Annotated in this window: 13 protein-coding genes and 1 riboswitch; of the genes, 10 read left to right on the forward strand and 3 right to left on the reverse strand. The window is 52.8% G+C overall.

What is annotated here, in order from left to right:
- Positions 1-265: 265 nt before the first annotated feature.
- Positions 266-1660: a helix-turn-helix domain-containing protein gene (locus AC0MA3_RS17215; protein ID WP_474657089.1), complete on the reverse strand. Its 1395-nt coding sequence runs from the start codon at positions 1658-1660 to the stop codon at positions 266-268.
- 321 nt (positions 1661-1981) lie between these two features.
- Positions 1982-2371, reverse strand: coding sequence for a hypothetical protein (locus AC0MA3_RS17220; RefSeq protein WP_474657090.1), 390 nt, complete (start codon positions 2369-2371; stop codon positions 1982-1984).
- A 313-nt stretch (positions 2372-2684) separates the two neighbouring features.
- Here AC0MA3_RS17220 and AC0MA3_RS17225 point away from each other — a divergent pair, with 313 nt between their 5' ends.
- The 10 genes from AC0MA3_RS17225 to AC0MA3_RS17270 all read left to right on the forward strand — a co-directional run bounded on the left by AC0MA3_RS17225 (position 2685) and on the right by AC0MA3_RS17270 (position 19905).
- A complete protein-coding gene (locus AC0MA3_RS17225) occupies positions 2685-3380 on the forward strand; it encodes a response regulator transcription factor (protein ID WP_474657091.1) in 696 nt (231 codons plus the stop codon).
- Complete coding sequence (locus AC0MA3_RS17230) at positions 3377-4843, forward strand: sensor histidine kinase (RefSeq protein ID WP_474657092.1); 1467 nt, start codon at positions 3377-3379, stop codon at positions 4841-4843. Before AC0MA3_RS17225 ends, AC0MA3_RS17230 begins: the two co-directional genes overlap by 4 nt.
- 92 nt (positions 4844-4935) lie before the next feature.
- Entirely contained in the window at positions 4936-6057 is a 1122-nt protein-coding gene (locus AC0MA3_RS17235) for a TolB family protein (RefSeq protein WP_474657093.1), read from the forward strand.
- Positions 6058-6241: 184 nt separating this feature from the next.
- Entirely contained in the window at positions 6242-7354 is a 1113-nt protein-coding gene (locus AC0MA3_RS17240; RefSeq protein ID WP_379157904.1) for an ABC transporter substrate-binding protein, read from the forward strand.
- 87 nt (positions 7355-7441) lie between these two features.
- On the forward strand, positions 7442-8365 hold the full coding sequence (locus tag AC0MA3_RS17245; protein ID WP_474657094.1) for an ABC transporter permease: 924 nt from the start codon (positions 7442-7444) through the stop codon (positions 8363-8365).
- Complete coding sequence (locus tag AC0MA3_RS17250; RefSeq protein ID WP_474657095.1) at positions 8362-9162, forward strand: ABC transporter permease; 801 nt, start codon at positions 8362-8364, stop codon at positions 9160-9162. Before AC0MA3_RS17245 ends, AC0MA3_RS17250 begins: the two co-directional genes overlap by 4 nt.
- Positions 9163-9203: 41 nt before the next feature.
- The gene (locus tag AC0MA3_RS17255) at positions 9204-10247 is read left to right on the forward strand and encodes an ABC transporter ATP-binding protein (RefSeq protein WP_474657096.1); all 1044 of its coding nucleotides are present in this window, start codon (positions 9204-9206) and stop codon (positions 10245-10247) included.
- A gap of 151 nt (positions 10248-10398) precedes the next feature.
- Positions 10399-10635, forward strand: coding sequence for a DUF6953 family protein (locus tag AC0MA3_RS17260; RefSeq protein ID WP_474657097.1), 237 nt, complete (start codon positions 10399-10401; stop codon positions 10633-10635).
- Positions 10636-10868: 233 nt separating this feature from the next.
- A riboswitch (cyclic di-GMP riboswitch) is annotated at positions 10869-10961 on the forward strand.
- A 51-nt stretch (positions 10962-11012) separates the two neighbouring features.
- On the forward strand, positions 11013-13061 hold the full coding sequence (locus tag AC0MA3_RS17265; protein ID WP_474657098.1) for an S-layer homology domain-containing protein: 2049 nt from the start codon (positions 11013-11015) through the stop codon (positions 13059-13061).
- 25 nt (positions 13062-13086) lie between these two features.
- Positions 13087-19905: a DUF6531 domain-containing protein gene (locus AC0MA3_RS17270; RefSeq protein ID WP_474657099.1), complete on the forward strand. Its 6819-nt coding sequence runs from the start codon at positions 13087-13089 to the stop codon at positions 19903-19905.
- A gap of 26 nt (positions 19906-19931) precedes the next feature.
- Here AC0MA3_RS17270 and AC0MA3_RS17275 read toward each other — a convergent pair.
- Positions 19932-20195, reverse strand: a 264-nt coding sequence (locus AC0MA3_RS17275; RefSeq protein ID WP_474657100.1) for a transposase, incomplete at its 5' end; no start/stop codon positions are given.

Genomic DNA, 20195 nt, shown 5'->3' on the forward strand with positions numbered 1-20195 from the left:
TGGATCCAAAATCAACCGGTATACAACAAAAGTGACATTTCTGCTGACCGCAGGGGGAATGTTGCTTTTTTTTTTAGATAAGGCAAATAAAAAACGCTCCCGAAATTAATCGGGAGCGTCGCTTGGTTAGTCAGCGGACTTTTGGGGGGAAGAGACTCAACTACCGCCAATACCATGTGACATAGGCTGGATCAACGATGGAGTACTATCTGCCACGATTACAGTGTTTCCTGCAGGGAGAACAATGACAGCTACAGCGACTAAACTACATAAAACTAGAAGCTTGATAAATTTTCTTGGCATTTGAATTCCGCACCTCTCTGATCAGAAGTTTGTATCTCTCCATTTGGTCTTCTCCTGCTGCGTACCGATATTGTTCAAACAGGTCGACACAAGTGATTGCTATGCTCTCGTTGTTAATTCTAGCAGATGATTCCAAACTTTGCAGTATGAAGTTAATTCCTTCATTTCGTTGATTATGTAAGTAATAAGCCGCCAGCTCAGCAAGAAACCTGGCGTGTTTGTCTGCCATAATCTGCTGATTGTATTCACCAAATTCCGATCTGTAGGAACGGTATGGGATGTGGGCAGAGAAGCGATCCAGAATGTGATCTACATTCCACTCGTACCGGTTAGCCGATTTGATGATATGGTACACCGCCGTAAATATCTCGTCCGTTTGCGTTGAGATATATTCCACATAATCAGCCAGAACATCCATCTGTCCGTCCAGTACGCGGTACAAATAGATGTTCGCCGTCCCCCACTCCCGAAACTGGGTTAAAGTCTTTTGAACTTCTTCATTATCCTCTTGTATCCAGCTTCCATCCATATAGAGTGGCACACGCTCTAGAGCAGATTTATAGTCTCCATATTCCATGTAAATACTTGATAGGAAGAGATGGGCGTTCAGAATATATAGATACAGCGGTCTTTGAGGCATTTTGCCGTTGACCTGTTTACGACTCGAATGGTGCTGTAGATTATAACGTAGTGTGGCCAGCCGGAGCATTTTCTGTGCGAGTTCCTCCACTTTAGGCCAATGCTGTAAGGAATAGTAGACATGCAGCAGATCTATTATTCCATCTAATTGTTCAGCCTCATCCAACCGATCTATGTAACATTCAAAGAGGATTGCCTCCCGCAAATTAATGCTCTGATCGTCCCCTAGAGCAATTCTAAATAGCCGGTACTGGCATACCGCCAGCCGCTCCGAGTTCTGATATTTCTCACTGGCACTCACATTCTTGTAGAGTAACGCCGCAGCTTGCCATTGCCCCTGCTGATACAGTCCTTCAGCCACTTCAAATAGCATGGGAGCATAGATCAGATTGTCGAGCAGATTCAGAACCACTTGCTCAATGCAATCAAGGCGGCCGAGCTCCGCAGAACGTATCAGAAATGGGCGTAACCGCCGCCAGGTCGGTGCCGAGTGAAGAAAACATTCATCCACATATAAACTAAAGAAATAATCCTCCTGCAGCCCCATCCCCTGTGTGATCCGCTCCAGATGATTCATGGCAATCGGCTGCCTGTTGCTAATCACACGACTGAGTGTCCCGGAATTAATTCTGGATTGGAGAGCAAATTGATTAATGGACATGCCTTGCTGAGCTAGATAAGCCGCTAATTGATCGCGAATCGTGGTTGTAGACTCCAATGGAAACACCACCTGACTAAATGCCGTTATTTAGGATTAATTTTTTATTATTGCAATAATATGTGATAATATTCCAATGGTCAATAGAGTAGATTAGTAGAAGTCGTGAACATGGGGTACAGCAAGAACCAGCACTAGTCTTGGATGTAAGAGTAGGGGGATTTCTACTCTAGATAAGGTGGCTTTCGTTCTATTTAAAGAGCGGACAGGGATTCAATGGCACATCTGCGCACAAAATAAAAAAACAGGCTCTCTCCGCAGAAAAATACTGCTTAGGAGACTGCCTGTTTCTTCAGACTATATAGAGAATATGTACCTTTGTCAGCCGAATGAAGTCATAACACTTTGCGTCACGATCTCTTGTAATTCGGCTTTTTGCGCGGTATATTGCTGCGGGGTAATGCTGCCGCTGGCGAGGCGCTGATCGAGCTGCTGTGTAAGCTGCTTCACCTGCAAGTTAATGACGCTTCCAATATTTCCGCCATTCTCGGCAGCGATATCCTTGAGCGACTTGCCGTCATACAACGCGTCATACAACTCCTCGTCCGAAGATTGGTTCAGCGCCTCCAGCAGCTCATCCTTCTCGGCTACATTGGTGACGGACCATTTGGCGACAGGACTCGCACTTGCGACGGGCTTGCCCCAGGTGGTTCCACTAAATGAGATAGCTACAATCATGCTCCCGACAATCATCACTCGTTTTATATTCATATAAATTATCCTCTTTTCAAGTTATATTATATCGGCATGGGGTTATTAGTTTTGTCGGCTTGGATACTTTTATGCTTAATTTCATTGTAGCCGGCAAAGCTGAGGTTAAGCTTAACTCTTCTTTAAGATAACCTAAAGAATGAACCTCTGGCGGATATTTCGTGTTATCATGCGGGTCACCGTATTTTGAGTTAATGGTAACTTTTCTGCACGCTGTCCGTCAGTGAGATAGGTGGAAATCAAGGGCAAGGTTACGAATGAGCCAGGCCGGGCCATGAAATAAATAACCGCAAAGAAGAGAGGTGAACCTCAAATGAACCAAAAAGTGCTGGTAGTCGATGACGAGCCAGGCATTGTGAACGCGATTGCCTATGCGCTGAGACGTGAAGGCTATGAGGTAGATACCGCCGGAGACGGTGAGGAGGCGCTTGCCAAAGCACGGATTTTCCATCCGAACGTGATGGTGCTTGATGTGATGATGCCGAAGCTGAACGGGTATGATGTATGCCGCAAGCTGGAGGACCGGGATGACATCGGGATTATCCTGCTCACCGTCAAAAATGATATTGTCGATAAAATCGTCGGCCTGGAGCTGGGTGCGGATGATTATATGACCAAGCCGTTTGAGATCCGGGAACTGCTGGCCCGGGTGAAGGCGCTGCTGCGCAGGCTGGAGAAGAATACGGCTGAGGTCCGGAGTGAGCTGATCGAATATGGTGCGCTTCGGGTTCAGGCAGACCGGAGAACTGCCCAGCTTGGGGAGGAACTTCTGGAGCTAACACCGAAGGAGTTCGATCTTCTGCACCTGCTGCTCTCCCATCCGCAGCGGGTCTATATGCGTGAAGAACTTCTGGAGCAGGTCTGGGAGATGGACTATGCCGGCGGCACGCGCACAGTGGACATTCACATCCAGCGGCTGCGCAAAAAACTGGGTGAGCCGTATCAGAATATTCTGCAGACTGTCTATGGAGTTGGCTATAAAGCGGTTCCGGCAGGGAGCTTCGCATGAGGATCAGCATCAAGCTGAAGTTCAGCCTGTTTCTGGCGGTGCTGCTGATTCTGTCGATCAGCATCCTGAGCTATTTCGTACTGCAAGGTGTCGGGCGTAACCAGCAGGCGCAGATCGAGAGCGTACTTGCCCAGCATGTCAAAACGGTGAATTTGCGCGTCAAACAGACCTATTATACCGGCACGCGGCTAGCCCCGCAGGCATTCATGCAGCAGCGGGGAAAAGCGCTGGCCGCAGAGCTGGCCGGGTTCACCGGATTGCAGGTGACACTGTACGATGCAGAGGGGGAGCAGGTAGGGACATCCCGGCAGGAGGAAGATCCGGCGGTCGGGCAGAAACCTGAACCTGCACTAGCCTATGCGCTGCAGAACAAAATCGCCTACCAGAGCACAGGTGATACCATGCTCTATCTGGCGCCGCTTCAGGGGCCGGATCAACAGATGGGAGTGATCGGACTGGAGTATCCGCTGCAGGAAGCCCAGAGCTTCCGGCGGACGCTGCTGAATCTCTTCCTGACCACAGGTGCTGTGGTTCTGGTCTTAAGCTTCATTGGTGGTTACCTGTATTTCAACAAGGCTGCCGCGGCCATCGGCCGGCTGAAGAAGGCGGCGGAATCCATCCGCCGCGGCGAGTACATCTCCGCTCCTCCAGTTAAGCGCGCAGACGAGCTGGGTGAGCTGGCGGAGGGCATTTATTTCATGAGCCGGGAGATTGACAGCAGCATTGCCGCGAAGGATGAGGAGCAGCGCAAGCTGCAGCTTGCCGTGCAGAAGCTGCAGGCGCTGGAGCAGCAGCAGAAGCAGTACATCGGCAATATCAGTCACGAATTCAAGACGCCGCTGACCTCGATCAAGGCCTATGTTGACCTCCTGAACATGTACGACGATGATCCCAAGCTGCTGTCGGATGCCAAGCTCAGTATTGCTAAGGAGACCCAGCGGCTCTATGAAATGGTAGAGAAGGTGCTGCAGCTGACAGCGCTGGAGAAATATGATTTTGAATCCCAGGCGGAGCTGCTGGAGGTAGCAGATGCACTGCAGGATATTTGCAGCCGTATGAAAGGCAAGGCAGAGCGGTATGGGCTCACCCTCACGCTGGACGTAGAACCGGCATCTATCTGGATCGATAAGGAAAGCTTCATGCATATTTTTATCAATCTGCTGGATAATGCGATCAAATATAATGTCCCGCAAGGGACGGTTCATCTTCATAGCAGGGTCCGGGACCACAGGGTCTGGATCACGGTCAGGGATTCCGGGATTGGGATTCCTGCGGAGGCCAGAGATAAGATCTTCGAGCCTTTCTATACAGTTAACCGTGACCGCTCCAGACAGTCGGGCGGGACAGGACTAGGTTTGTCCCTGGTCCGCAATCTGGTAGAGAAGCAGAACGGAACGATTACCTTGCTGGAGCCGGACGGGAAGGGTACGGCGTTCGAGCTGTCTTTTCCCGTCATGGATTGAAGAGATTAAGTTACAACTTGGAAACATTTGGTGAGCAGTTTGGAAATAAGTTTCCGGTATGCTGGGAGCAACACAATCAAGGGGGAACCACTATGAATCCGCGCAAGCACTTCAGGCCAGGCAAAGCCCTGCAGATTCTGCTGTACAGTGCTGTTTTTCTATCCATGGCTGCCTGCAGCAGGGAGAATACTGAAACACGTCAGACCGTAGAGGAATCCGGCCAAAAGATCACGGTCATGGACAACACCAGCGAATCGGTCTACACCAAGCTGAAGCTGGAGGGCATTGATAAGATGGAGGGGATTCGCGGGACGGATTTTGCCAGTGAAGAGGCGATAGTGGTGGACCATGAAAACCGCAGTCTTCCTCCGCAGACGGTGGAAGGCCAGGAACGGTATCCGCATAATCTCTATCTCCGTACGCTCTCTTCAGGTGCAGAAACGCCGCTGCAGGAGGGTGAGAAGAATTATGGCGCGGCACAGCTGTCTCCGGACAAAAGCCAGCTTTTTTACAAAGAACTCTATGACGCTACCGGCCTCGGCTACATTATGAATCTGGCTACGGGTATTTCGGTAAAGGCGGGCGATGCGGAGTTTCGGAGTGAGGAAGGGGCTTGGGCCGACAACGAGCATGTGCTTTACCCGGATATGGAGGGCAATATTATTAAAGCAGGCGTGGACGGCAAGCAGGAGATAGTGCTGAAGACGGGGATACCTTTTGTCCATGAGGTGATTCAGACGGGCAGCCGTATTCTCTACGTCACAGGTGAAGACAGCCAGCTGTGTGCCTATGATACAGAAACCAGGCAAACTAAGGTGCTGAAAAAGAATGTAATGTGGGCCGTCCCGTCACCGGACGGGAGCAGACTGGCTATTGTCGAGCGGACAAAGCCTGGAGAGATGGTGCTGCTGCTCTGCGACAGTGAAGGCAGCGAGCAGACCCGGCTTGCCGCAGCCCAGCAGATCTTCGGAACCAGCTGGTCGCCGGACGGCAGCAAGCTGGCTTATGCAACCACTGCCGCAAGTGCGGCGGATGACCAGGATGGTCTGTTCATCACCGAGGTGGAGACTGGAGAGCAGACGCCTGTGCTGAATGACATTGAGGTGGCTGACCAGCTGCGCTGGAGTTCTTCGGGCAAGAAACTGCTGGCATCCGTGGCGGTCCTGAGGGATAATGCGTACCAGTTCATTACGTATGTTGTAAGACTGTCTTAAATCTTCTATGGAGAGTCGTGTTAGCGCACGGCTCTTTTTGCATTGCACTTCTGTTGTTTTTACAAATGCTGTTATTCAGCTTAATGTCTGGCGAATAGTGCCCACCTATACTTCAGTTGGGCAACGAATAAGCTTGGATCAGAGAGGGAGCCCGCAAATCAGAAATAGGAGTGATAGGGAAATCATGAAGAAAAGATTCGAAGCACTTTTATCCATGGGTCTGCTGTTGTCCTTGCTCGTCCTGTTACTTGCCGCTTGTGCCAACTCGGAAGCCAAAGCAGATGAAGGAAACGGCAATGCCGGAGCCAAAGAGCTTAGCTTAAGTGAAATCGAAGCTGAAGCTACCAAGGAAGGCGCTGTAGTCAGTGTAGGCATGCCGGATTCGTGGGCCAACTGGAAGGATACCTGGAATGATATTACGGCCAAGTATGAAATTACACATACCGATACAGATATGTCGAGTGCGGAGGAGATCGCCAAGTTCGAAGCTGAAAAGGATAAACCGACAGCCGATATTGGCGACGTGGGCATCGCCTTCGGTCCGGTTGCAGCAGATAAAGGGGTAACCCAGCCTTATAAAACTTCCCACTGGGACGAAATCCCGGATTGGGCCAAGGATAAGGACGGCAACTGGGTTGTGGGTTATCAAGGTAGTATCGCTTTTCTGACCAATACGAAGCTGGTAGCGGATCCGCCCCAAAGCTGGGAGGACCTGAAGAACGGCAACTATAAAATCATTGTAGGTGATGTGACCAAAGCAGCCCAGGCACAAATGGCTGTGCTTGCTGCAGCGATTGCTTTTGGCGGAGATGAGTCGAACATTGAACCGGGCATTGCCTTCTTCGAGGACTTGGCCAAAAAAGGGCGGCTCTCCAATGCTGAAGCTTCACTTGCCAACATCGAGAAGGGTGAAGTGGAAGTGACGCTGCTGTGGGATTTCAATGCGCTGAACTATAAGGATCAGATCGACAAGAACGGCTTCAACGTTGCGATTCCGAAGGAAGGCAGTGTGGTAAGCGGTTATGCGACGGTCATCAACAAATGGGCTCCGCATCCCAATGCAGCCAAGCTGACGCGTGAATATATTCTCAGCGACGAAGGGCAGATCAATCTGGCCAAAGGCTATGCCCGTCCGATCCGCGACAGCGTGAAGCTGCCGGAGGATGTTGCTGCGAAGCTGCTGCCTCAAGAGGAATATACGAATGTGAAGCCGGTTGGCGACTACAAAGTGTGGGAAGAAACTGCGAAGAGCCTGCCGCAGCTGTGGCAGGAACGCGTGCTTGTGCATTTGAACTAACCGCTTCATCATAAAAAAACCGGGGGCGCCTGAGCTTGTATGCCTAAGGCGCCCGTTTGCTTATTCTTAACGAGAGGAGCGTGCAGGATGAGACAGAGACAACGCGGCCTGATACTGGCCCTGGCTCCGTTTGTGCTGATGGTGCTGGCATTTCAGGTGGTGCCCGTCTTCTCCATGCTGTCGGGCAGCTTCCACAGCGCGGACGGAGCAGGCTTCACACTGGGTAACTACCGGCATGCGCTGAGCAGCGCCTACTATATGCAGGCAATCAAGAACAGCCTGCTGATCTCCGTCCTCTCCAGCCTGATCGGGGTGGGGGCAGGGCTTCTATGTGCATACTGTATTACCCGCTTTGCGCCTGCGGTACGGGACCGGCTGCTGATGCTGTCCAACATGACCTCGAACTTTGCCGGGGTTCCGCTGGCTTTTGCCTACATTATTCTGCTGGGCAATAACGGTGTGTTCACGCTGCTGTTCAAGCAGTGGGGCTGGAGCGTATTTGACGGATTTAACCTGTACAGCTGGTCTGGTCTGATTCTGGTGTACGTCTATTTCCAGATTCCGCTGGCCTTATTGCTGCTATATCCGGCGTTCTATGGCATCCGGGAGCAGTGGAAAGAGGCAGCAGCCCTGCTCGGGGCAGGACCCTGGCAATTTTGGAAAACGGTCGGTCTGCCGGTATTGTCTCCAGCGATCTTCGGCACACTTGGCATTCTCTTCGCCAATGCAATGGGGGCGTATGCCACGGCCTATGCGCTGGTTGGCGGGAACTACAATCTGCTCGCTGTCCGCATCGGCTCTTTGGTCGCCGGCGATGTGGTGACCCAGCCGGAGATGGGCAGCACACTCGCGGTTCTGCTGGCACTAAGCACGCTGCTGGCTGTGTTCCTCAATCAGCGGATGGTGCGGCGGATGGAAGGATTCAGCGGCAAAAGCGCCGCGCGGCGGGAGCGCAGCAGCGGATTATCCAGACGGCGCCTATCTGCAGTCCGTGAGGAGGCGGGATCATGAATACCCGTAAGGCGGGCTTTGCCCCGCGCACCTTCATGTTCCTGCTCATGGCCTACTTGCTATTGCCGCTGCTGGCAACGGGATTGTACGCTTTTGCCCAGGATTGGCAGAATACACTGCTGCCCCGGAGCTGGACAATGAACTGGTTCGGTGACATGTTTCAGGATATCCGTTTTCTGAAGGCGCTGTGGACCTCGCTGTATTTGTGCATCATCAGCGTTCTGCTCAGCCTTGCCGTGATGCTGCCGGCTGTTTTTGTCATTACGGTTTATTTTCCGCGCTGGGAAAGCTTCATGAAGGGGATTGTTGTACTGCCTTACGCCGTGCCGGGAGTCGTGGCGGCTGTAGGTCTGATCCGCACCTATTCCTCCGGCCCGTTCGACATTTCGGGTACCGCTTATTTGCTGGTTGGGGCTTATTTCGTGGTCATCCTGCCGTATATGTATCAGGGCATCCGCAACAGTCTGCTGAGCGTATCTGCCGTAGAGCTGCTGAATGCCGCCGAACTGCTTGGGGCCCCGAGACGTAAGGCTTTTGTGAATGTGATTCTGCCGAATATCTGGCCTGGAGTCATGGTCTCCGCGCTGCTGTCCTTCTCCGTGCTGTTCGGGGAGTTCGTGTTGACAAATATGCTGGTGGGCGGCCATATCCAGACGATTCAGGTCTATTTGTACCAGCGTGTGGGTGAAAGCGGACATCTGGCCAGCGCGATAGCCATTTCCTATTTTGTGTTTATTCTGCTGCTGTCGGCCGTGCTGATGAAGCTTGGAATGAAGATCAAAAGCCAGGCGAAATAAGACCTAGCGGCTGAAGGCCCACAATAAGGAGGGATCGGGGAATGAACGATTTTTTGAAGCTGCAGGGGGTCCGCAAAAGCTTCGGCGATTCGCCAGTATTAGCCGGCGTGGATCTTAACATTGCAGAGGGGGAGCTGGTCACGCTGCTGGGTCCTTCCGGATGCGGCAAAAGCACGCTCCTGCGCTGCATCGCCGGGCTGACCGAGCTGGATAGCGGCAGCATCCGGCTCTCGGACAAGGAGCTGACGAAGCTGCCGCCGCGCAGCAGGGATGTGGGCATGGTGTTCCAATCCTATGCGCTGTTCCCCAATCTGACCGTCAGTCAGAATGTGGAATATGGGATGCGCATGCGCGGCGTTGCTCCGGCGGCGCGGCGCAGCCGGTGCGAAGAGCTGCTGGCGCTGGTCGATCTCGAAGACAAGCGGGATGTCTATCCGCAGGCGCTGTCCGGCGGACAGCAGCAGCGGGTGGCGCTGGCCCGCTCGCTGGCCGTCCAGCCGAGGCTGCTGCTGCTGGACGAACCGCTCAGCGCGCTAGACGCCAAAATCCGCAAGAATCTGCGGGCGGAAATCCGCGATATTCAGCGGCGGCTCGGGATGACGACGCTGTTCGTCACCCACGACCAGGAGGAAGCGCTGATCCTCTCGGACCGGATCTGCATCATGAACCAGGGTCGCGTGGTGCAGGAAGGCTCCCCGGAGCAGCTGTACAAGGCGCCCCGCACAGAATTCGCTGCCCGGTTCATGGGCAGCTATAACGTACTCAGCCGGGCGGAGGCACTCGCGCTGTTCCGCAGAATTGACAGCCGTTCCGACCGTTTTGCGATCCGTCCCGAGGCTGTCATTCTGCTGCCGGAGGGTGAAGCAATTCAGGATGATGCGGACGGCATGTCCGATGTCCGCGGACATGTTATATCGGTGTCGGTTCTGGGCAATATTATCCGCGCCACTGTCGTGGCCGAGGGTATTAGCCTGACCGTAGACCTGCTCAATGACGGCCGCTGGCTGCGGGTACAGGAAGGGGATTCTGTAACTCTTCTGCTGGATCCTTCCCAACTGCTGCATCTGGAGCAGGAGGGGGCGTGAGAGGTAGGTAATGGTCGCCCCGCCCGCCCCGCCCATCGCCCGCCCGCTGCCTCGTCCATTACCCGTCAAGTCCCGTGCCGCGCGGCGGGCCCTATTCATGGTACAATGAGTAGGCGTTACAGAGGGATGTACAGGAAGGAGCAGTACCTTAATGGAAGCAACCGCACAAGATGTAGCGGAGTGGATGGTCAAGGAGATCCGTTTTACGGGAACCCTGCACCAGACCGCCGCGATAGAATATGTGAAGGCCAATTTTGGCGAGCAGTTTGTGTATGTGAATGAGAACGGGAATGCCTCGTTGTCCAAGGATGTGAAGAAGGCCTTCCGCAAGCTGCATGCCGGAAGAATTGCCTGGGACCGCGACGGATTCCTGTGGGCCTGGACCTGATAAAGGTCCCTATAGCCATCCTCACCTGAAGCAGTATGGCCCTTCAACAAGTATAGGAGCTGACATGAACCACATGCGGGCACTACTCCCCATGTGGTTTTTTTCTATATCCGTATCCCTAAATAAGGAAGGAATAGAATATCTTAATTTTACAGGAATAAATTCCGATAATTATAGAGTCCTATACATCTAAAGTCACAAATACATAAGGATAAAGGGACAGAAAACCGAGTTTGGAACAAAGGCAAACCCGTACGAAAGTCGGAGACGCAAAGCCACGGGCCTACTTCATCCGGGAAGGATGTTAGGGCAGCCGGGCCGCTCAAGGCACTTGGTTTTTTGGCGTGCCTATAAATAGCGCTGGGGGAGAGAAGTGAATGAGGTTTGCAAGGGAAATGAAGTTGTCGCGGTACATGGTGGCCGCAGTGGCGGTGGTATGCATGCTTGGCGGCCTGTTAAGCGGGGGGCTTGGCACGAAGCTGGCTTCGGCAGCCGGGACAGACCCGGGCAGAACGGACTACAGTGTATCCGGTGACCGGATTGTGTGGCTGGAAGCAGATGCGAACGGGGTCAAACAGGTGCACGTGCTAAGTCAAGCCAGCGGAACAAGTAAAGTGCTTACGACCGGTTCATCTGCCAAGGATGCGCCTTCTGTGGGCGGCAACACAGCCGTGTGGGCGGACAAGGGAACGGAGCCGGAATCCTCGCTCAACTGGGATATCTACACTGCGGATCTTGCAACAGGCACCCGTATCAAGCTTAACAAGCAGTCCGGCCCCTATGGGAATCCGACTACGGATGGTGTCGGCGTGGTCTGGTATGAGCGCAACAATTACGGCAGCATGATCTATCATGATCTGGCTACGGGCCTTGAAGCCGACTTAGGTGAGGGACGCTTTCCGGTACTGGCTGATGGGAATGTGGTGTATAAGAATGCCCGTGACGGGGGCCTTAGTCTGCTGGATTTAAGCAGTGGAGTTACACGCGCGCTGGTTAGTCTGGGCGGAGCGAATTACGTGGACTGGTTTGTTTTTAACGGAAATTATGTGCTCTTCAAGCAAAAGAACAGCACCTCCGGGAACAAGGTTGTGCTGCTGAATATCAACGATCTGACGGCTCAGCCTGTGGATCTCACAGAGATGAAATCCGGAGGAACAGATTATGCCTTTATGTCCATAGGTGAGAAGCGGGCTGTTTTTCAGGAAGACATGAACGGTACGGCTACACTTCATCAAGTAAACCTCTCAACCTATGCGGTAGAACGGCTGCCGGCGATAGAGACAGGGGCTAAGCTGATCGGCATAAGCGGCGATAAGCTGCTGTACAGCAGGAGTGATAACTATATAGGATCGGTTGATTTACAAGGGTCAACCACGACCGGTCCGGGAACAACTCCAAACACCGGTACGGGTTCGGCTACGGAAGTGAAGACCCCGGTAGTCACCGGAGCCAAGGACAGTCAAGTGATCGGCAGTGCTGGAGGTACCTTGTCTGTATTGGAAGGCTGGGCGCGGCTGGAGATTTCAGCAGGAACGTTCCCGGATCCTACCACGGTAAGCTTGGCTCAAGCAGAGCTGGATACGAAGGTACTGCTCGACGCAAACGGCAAAAAACTGCAAAAAGCAGGTTCCGTCTGGGAAGTGCAAGCCAGTAGCCCATTCCACATCCCGGCAAAGCTGGCGGTAAGATATCCGCACGAAGAGCCTTGGACGACAGCGCAGGAGAAGCTTGGAATCTACAGCTATGATCCGGCAAAGGGAAGCTGGAGCTATATTGGCGGTGTAACTGCGGCAGAGGAAGGCTATGTGCAGGCCAAGATTACAGCCTCCGGACTGTATGCGGTTATGCTGCGCGACATTGGGTTCACGGATCTGTCAGGCCACTGGGCACAGCAAGCCGTAGAGGTCCTGGCGGCCAGAGGAATTGTGAATGGAATGAATGGAGCCGTGTATGCGCCAAAAGGCATCCTGACCCGGGCTGAATTCACCAAACTGCTGGCAGCAGCGCTTCAATTACAGCCGGTGAAGCCGGATACAGCGACCTTCCGTGATGTTTCAGCTGCGAACTGGTCCTATGCGTATGTGGAGGCGGCAGCAAAGGCCGGAATCGTAACCGGAGAAGCCAGACTTTTTCAGGGCAATGATCCGCTGACCCGTGAACAGATGATGGTGATGCTGATGCGGGCGATTGACAGCACTACGGGAAGCCTGGCCGCTACTGCGGATTTGGATAAGCGTGAGGCTGGACTCGCCGGATTCAAGGACAATGGCAATATTAGCGCATGGGCACGGGAATCCGTAGCGGCTGCGGTCGGGAAGAAGCTGGTGCAGGGCAGCGGACAGCTTTTGAAGCCTAAGGATTCATCTACGCGAGCCGAAGCGGCAGTTATTATGTACAAGCTGCTGGCCGAGCTGAAATTACTATAACTTATAACGGATAGGAGATCAGTCTATGATATTTCGAACGATAACAAGGAAGTGGCGCAGCGGCAGCTTGAAGGCGCGAGTGAACCTCATGCTTGCGCTGCTGCTGGTCCTCTCATATCTCCCGGTTCTTCCGGGACTTACCAACCTCACATCCTCAGTCTTTGCCGCAACGAATATGCGGATTGAACCGAGTGAGCTTAACCCGGAATCTGGGAATAAAGCGGTCATCTCCTTCAGCTTTAATGCTGCGGATAACGGTCAAGACAAACATGAGACGAAGATTAACCTGTGTACTCCGCAAAAAGACGGCTCAGCCCCGATCCTCGGGGATCTGATTACGAGCGGTGTATATGACACGAAGCTGAACGGGGAATACATCGTTCACAAATATGAGTGGGATGGCAAGATCGGAGGCGTGCCCCTGGATGAAGGGCGCTACAACGTCTGCATCTCCCCTGCTGAATATAATGGAGTTGGCGTATATTACGGGCAAATTGCCAGCTTTGAAATTCTTGGCGGCGACGAAGTAGCGCCTCCGGCAGCATTGCAGATCAAACCAGCTGTCTCCGGTCAATCTGTAGTATCCGGGACTGCTGAGCCAGGATCTCTGCTTGAAGTGGAACTCTACTACCCATCCACTAGAGAGGACAAGCTGTTCTCCAATATTGCAGTCAACAGCGCAGGACAATGGAGCCAGCAGATCGGGATCAAGCTGGGGGAAGCCGCGCATATCACGGCGAGAGCGAAGAAAGCCGGTGAGGTCTCAGGGTATTCGGAGCCGCTTGCGGTATTGCGAGCGCCGGCCCCTGCTTTTTCAATCAGCTGGGAAGCTCTGGCGGCTTATTATTATAAGCTGGATACGGTTCAGGCCATGCAGGAAAAGGCGCAGGACATTGCCGTATTGAACCTGTCTGCGACCTCAGCGGGAACAATCAGCGGATTAACCTCCATTTTGCTGACTGATCCCCAGACGACCCGGGTTATCTCCAGCGGGGATCTGTCACAATTTACGGAAGCGGCCATCCGGGACCGGCTGCGGATTGTGAACCCGTCGGGACAGGCGCCGGTTGATCCGGCCCGGGGAGATTTTGTCTACTCGAGTGATTCGATCCGGCTGCAGGCATTGATGCCGCTGCAATTCGGACTGAGCTATCTGAGCCGTGATCCGTTCACAGGTGTCAGTGGCCTGGGATGGCATCATAGCTACGAATGGAAGCTGAACCCGCTGAGCAGCGGTAAGGTGGAGGTTAGGAGTCCGGACGGTTCGCTTTTTGAATATGTGCCTTTGTCCGGAGGAGATTATCTGACCCCGCGCGGGACCGACTGGACGCTAAGTGCGCCATCTGCAGGTGCCTACACCCTCACATCGCCTCAAGGTGATCGGTACCGGTTCAACACGGAGGGGCTGCTGCAATCGGTCACGGATTTGAACGGGAATACTATTACTCTTGCCTATCAGGGAACGAAGCTGGAAACGGTCAGTACCGCCGGGGCCTCTCTGAGCTTAAGTTATGATGGAGCAGGGAAGCTGACCGCTGTAACGGATATGGCCAGCCGGCAGATGTCCTTCCATTACAGTCCGGCAAGTGGAGACCTGATCTCCATTACAGATGTGGATGGTGCCACGACCCATCTAACCTATGATGGCAGCCATCACGTACTCAGCGTAACAGACCCCAAAGGGACTGCGGCGATGAGCGTAGCCTATGATGATCATCAGCGTGTGACCAGCTTTACCGACTTTTATGGGAATGCGAGTTCTTCCAGCTATGAAGGGCGAGTGGCTCCAGTGGTCCGGGGAGAAGAGCCTGATGAAGGTGTGACAGGGATTGACCCTGCGAACGGGCATGATATTCCCGACTCGGATGAAGTGATTCTATCCGGGACGATGAACAATCTCGCCCATGCACCGGCATACAAGATTGTTGAAGGACTGAAACCGCTCATAGCCGGCTATTTGGCTGGCAGTATCGGAACGATTGAGAGCAAGCGGAATGCTTATATTGCCTCTGCGGTTGCGGCTCCAGGCGGGATTGCTGACATTCAAAGTGCGATTGCGGCCAGCAGTGCTTCACCGGCAGTGGTCAGTTCGGGCCAGCTGAATGTGGAAGATAGTGTTACCTTCGGATCGCCCAGCAAGCCTGTAGTCCTGATCGTGGACGGGATGAATACGAATAAGGATATCACCGTGCGGGTATACGGCACATTGATCCTGAAGCAGGGACTGAATGCCAATACTAAGCTGGCGCTGGATGTGCAGAAGGTTCAAGGCTTATACGGTAATCTGTGGTCCGGGGGAACGATTCATCTCAACAATGATTCTTCCGTCAAGGTGGGAGATACGCTGCAGACGGGCAGTCTGACCTACAACAGCGGGGGGCTTACGATTGATGCCCAGCGGATCCTGATTGCCGGAGATTTATCGATCAACACTCGTGTAGAGATGAACATTGCCCAGGAAATGGTCGTTGGCGGGATTGTATCCAATAACCAGACGGCGAATTTGACAGTAACCGGTGGGGATCTGTTCGTTCGTGACAACGTAAGTGTCAACAATAATCTGAATGTACAGACCGGCGGCCTGTTCGTTCTTGGCGGAGATATGACTCCGAACCAGACACCTATCGTCCATACGGGAGTAGGGGCAGGCAAGACGATTTTGACCTATTCCCAAAGTGGTGCCGGCGTTGCGGGTTCCAGCCATGCTAGAGCGGTGAGTGCTGCCGGATTGGCTTCCTCGATTGCCACCACCGCGAATAAGACCACATGGACCAATGCGCTTCATCAGGATACGGCCTATGTGTGGAATAATCACTTCCAGGTTGCTCAGCGGCGGGCAGCCAATGGCTCTATTGTAAAATACAGCTATGACAGCAGCGACCGCGTAACCGCAATTACGGACGCTAACGGCAACAAAAGCAGATTAGCCTATGACGAGCGCGGGAATCAGACGCAGATGACGGACGGGAGTGGATACTCCTCACTTACCCGCTATAATGCGTTGAACAGACCGGTTGAAGAGATTGATGCTTTAGGCAACCGTTCTGCCTATGAATATGATACAGCAGGCAACCTTGTCAAAAGTACGGATGCCCTCGGCAGCACAGTCGCCATTATCAGGGACAGCAAGGGAGTTCCTGTCTCCATGACCGATGCGGAAGGCCATACCACGGCTTACACCAATGATGCCGACGGATTCGCCAAGGAGATCAAAGACCCAAGCGGATATACGACAATTATTGATCGTGATACCCTGCACCGGACCACTCAGGTCAAGGATGCGGACGGCAAGCTGCAGGCCGTCGGTTATGACAAGAAAGACCGTGCAGTTGCTGTCACCAATGCGCTGGACCAGACCCGCAGTGTCACCTATGATGCCAATGGCAATCCGGTGGAGCAGACCGATGAAGCTGGCACAAAGACCGTTAGCAATTACGAGGTGTACCGGATAAACGGCACAGAAGACGCACTTCAGCACAGCACCAGCCAAACTTATGATGCGCTTGGCCGCGTCATAGAAGAGAAGGACGAAGCCGGAGCAGTTACTTCTTACAGTTACGACAATGTGGGCCAATTGAAGGAAGTAACGAATGCTGCAGGTCAGACGAGCACATATACCTATGACGATAACGGAAATAGGCTCACCCAGACAGATGCTAAAGGCAATATTACCTCTTACACGTACAGCAAGCGCAATGAACTGCTGAGTGTAACCGATCCTCTTGGAGCCAAGACGCGATACCGCTACGATGCGGCAGGCAATACCATCAAAGAGACGGATGCGCTAGGCAACAGCACCTACTATGACTACAATGCGCTTGGACAACTGGTGAAGGTAACCGATGCACTTGGTGCAGTCACTGAATACCAGTATGACAAGAACGGCAACCAGGTGGCGGTGATTGATCCCAACCATTCGGTGTGGACAACCAAATACGACAGCCGTGGTCTGGATGCGGGAACCCTTAATCCGCTGAATGAGGAAACTACAGTCACCCGCAATGGCCGCGGACTAATGACTGAATTCACAGATGCGGCAGGACAAAAGACTTCTTACGAATACGATGCGCTGGGACGGAATACACGGGTGCGCAATGCGCTTGGGTATGAGACCTCCTACATCTACGATGCCCGGGGTAATGTAGAGAAGATCACGGATGCGAATCATCATGAGACGAACTTTACCTATGATCCACTGGGCCGATTGACGGATGTGAAGAATGCGGAGGGAAGCACCACCCATTATTCGTACGATGCCTCCGGCAATCTGCTGGACAAGACCAATGCACTGGGAGCAGTGACTTCCTACCAGTACGATGCACTGGGCCGGGTCATTGAATCGGTGAATCCGCTGCAGGAGAAGACCACCCTCGCCTACGATGAGAACGGCAATCTGCAGAAGGTCACTGAACCGGATAATAACACAACCGTATATGCCTATAATAAGGGCAACCAAGTGGAGCAGATTAAGTACGGCACCAATCTCACGGTAAAATATAAATATGACCTCGCGGGCCGCCGCCAGACGATGACGGACAGCACTGGAGACACCAGATATACCTATGACGCGCTGAACCGTCCAACCTCGGTCATTGATCCGCGCGGCAACAACGTGCGTTATGAATGGACCGCAACCGGACAACGCAGCCGGATCATCTACCCGGATAACACCGTGGTCAGTTATGATTACGACAAGCTGGACCGGATCAAGCAGGTTACGGATGCACAGCACCAGATCACCAGCTACCAATATGATGCAGGCGGACGCTTGATAGAGAAGTTGCTACCGAACAGCGGGAAGAGCACCTACAGCTATGATGGCGTGGGACAACTGCTGAAGATGAAGCATATGGCTCCAGGCGGCGGGCTGTTGGAACAACTGACCTATGTCTATGACCCGGCGGGCAACAAAACACGCACGGAGCGCCTGGAAGGCGGCAGCGATGAAGATAACCCGAGCGGTGCACAGCGCCCGGCAGATATCTCAGACTACGCTTACGATGCGCTGAACCAGCTGGTACAAGTGCAGAAGCAGAATGGCTCCACTGTGGTCTATTCCTACGACGCAGTCGGTAACCGTCTGGGTAAAGAGGAAACAGAGGCGGGTATCACCACCCTGGAGAGCTATACCTACGATGCGGCGAACAAGCTGACCCATTTCGAAAAAGGCAACGACTACAAGGACTACACCTACGACCCGCGCGGCAATCTGCTGGAAGTCACCGGGATTGACAGCGAAGCGGTGCTGAGAATGCTCAGAGCAAAGACGAGCGCGCCGAGAATGGCGGTGCAGGGTAGTGTCTATTCCGATGTGAATGCAAGCGGACTAGGGGCAAGCGTGGATGCAAATGCGAATTCGTTGCCTGGCTTGTTAGATCCGTTATCGCTGATTGCAGATCCAGCCTCGGCACTGGGTGGAGCGAATGTTAATCCTGGGACGGGAGTCACCGCAGACGTCTATGGGGCAGACGGAGCGAAGAGTCCTGAGATGCTCTTGAAGGCAGCGAAGGCCTCAGGCCCGCAGGTGCTGGAGAGTAATGAGTGGGATGCCTCGAACCGCCTGATCGGGAACACCAATATGTCCGGTGACTTCACCCAGTACCAATACGACGGTGACGGCAACCGGGTCAGCATGCGGACCACGATCGGAGACGGTGCAATTCAGGATACGTACCTGCCGGGCAATCCTGCCGGTAACCGCGACGGCTGGGAACCGCAGTACAAGAAGCAGCAGGTAGACCTTTATTTTACCAATGACATCACCATGAGCATTCCGCAGCCTTTGACCGCAAGCGGAGCAGACGGACAGAACTGGAAGCAGTCCTATACGTACGGAGCCGGTGAAGAGCGGATCAGCATGAGCTACCTAGCCAGTGGAGACCCGGACAACGATTGGGAGCCAACACCTGGAGCTAGCGGAGCAAGTGCGTCAGGTTCAGCACTGAAGACACTCTACTATCTGAGCGATGCCCAAGGCAGCGTCATAGGGCTGGAAGGCCAGGACGGCAGTATCTCAGCACGGTACCGCTACGACGAATTCGGAGAGACCGAGAAACCTAAGAAATTCGACCTGAACTGGTCCGGCCCGGACAACCTGTTCGGCTACACCAGCCTGGGCTATGATTACTACAGCGGCTACTCCCATGCGCAGGCGCGGGATTTTGACTCGAGTGTGGGGCGGTTTATAAATGAGGATACGTATGAAGGGCAGATTGATAATCCGCAGAGTTTGCATTTGTATACGTATGTAAGGAATAATCCATTAAGATATATGGATCCAAGTGGACATAAGGATATTGATAGTACACCTAAGTTTGGGGATCCAGTCTATGGTACTGCAATTCATATGCAAGTAAAGAATACATTTCAACCTATTATGAATGGGTTATTAGGACCCAACGCTTTTCAATATAATTACAAAGTGAACTATGTAGATGGAACTTACGGTTACGCAGACTTTGTGATTAATACACAAGGAACACTCCAAGTTTATGAATTGAAACCTATCACATATTATAAAAATGCCCAGAGGAATATTGATGGGAAAGCGCAACTAAGCAAGTATGTAAATGGTTTGAACTTAGAGGGGAAACCTGCTGTGAGAGGTGTTTTATGGAACCCCGATAAGGTCAGATTAAAACATCCATATGATCCAACCAAAGAAATTGTACTTGAAACACATTATTCAACAGATCCAGGGATGATATACTATTACGAAAGAAAGAAAACATCTACAGAAGAACCGGTTTATATTACAGTACCACTACCTGAAAAGGGGAAGGAGAAGGAGACGAATAACAATTTGGGTCTGTCAATAATTTTGTGTAAACTCTTTGAAGCATAGTTTCCCCCGAGGGGGAAGTCGCGATTTTAACGCAAGTGTTGACCGACCCGATCGGGGAAAAAGACCGAAAGCTGGAGCAGCATTTGCCCCCAGTTTTGGACTCGCCCTGTCCATTTTTGAGTGACATCGACGGTGGCCAGATAGAGCATTTTAAGCAGAGCTTCATCGGTAGGAAAGATGCTCTTTCCCTTTGTTACTTTACGAAGCTGACGATGGTAACTCTCAATCATATTGGTGGTGTAGATGAGTTTTCGGATCTCAGGCGGGTACTTGAAAAAGGTAGCGAGCTC

Source organism: Paenibacillus sp. LS-5, assembly GCF_056121505.1.

Bases quoted from the DNA above. Each gene is read 5' to 3' on its own strand.
- AC0MA3_RS17250 (WP_474657095.1), top strand. From the start codon at position 8,362: ATGAATACCCGTAAGGCGGGCTTTGCCCCGCGCACCTTCATGTTCCTG.
- AC0MA3_RS17270 (WP_474657099.1), top strand. From the start codon at position 13,087: ATGATATTTCGAACGATAACAAGGAAGTGGCGCAGCGGCAGCTTGAAG.
- AC0MA3_RS17220 (WP_474657090.1), bottom strand. From the start codon at position 2,371: ATGAATATAAAACGAGTGATGATTGTCGGGAGCATGATTGTAGCTATC.
- AC0MA3_RS17265 (WP_474657098.1), top strand. From the start codon at position 11,013: ATGAGGTTTGCAAGGGAAATGAAGTTGTCGCGGTACATGGTGGCCGCA.
- AC0MA3_RS17245 (WP_474657094.1), top strand. From the start codon at position 7,442: ATGAGACAGAGACAACGCGGCCTGATACTGGCCCTGGCTCCGTTTGTG.
- AC0MA3_RS17225 (WP_474657091.1), top strand. From the start codon at position 2,685: ATGAACCAAAAAGTGCTGGTAGTCGATGACGAGCCAGGCATTGTGAAC.
- AC0MA3_RS17230 (WP_474657092.1), top strand. From the start codon at position 3,377: ATGAGGATCAGCATCAAGCTGAAGTTCAGCCTGTTTCTGGCGGTGCTG.
- AC0MA3_RS17255 (WP_474657096.1), top strand. From the start codon at position 9,204: ATGAACGATTTTTTGAAGCTGCAGGGGGTCCGCAAAAGCTTCGGCGAT.
- AC0MA3_RS17240 (WP_379157904.1), top strand. From the start codon at position 6,242: ATGAAGAAAAGATTCGAAGCACTTTTATCCATGGGTCTGCTGTTGTCC.
- AC0MA3_RS17260 (WP_474657097.1), top strand. From the start codon at position 10,399: ATGGAAGCAACCGCACAAGATGTAGCGGAGTGGATGGTCAAGGAGATC.
- AC0MA3_RS17235 (WP_474657093.1), top strand. From the start codon at position 4,936: ATGAATCCGCGCAAGCACTTCAGGCCAGGCAAAGCCCTGCAGATTCTG.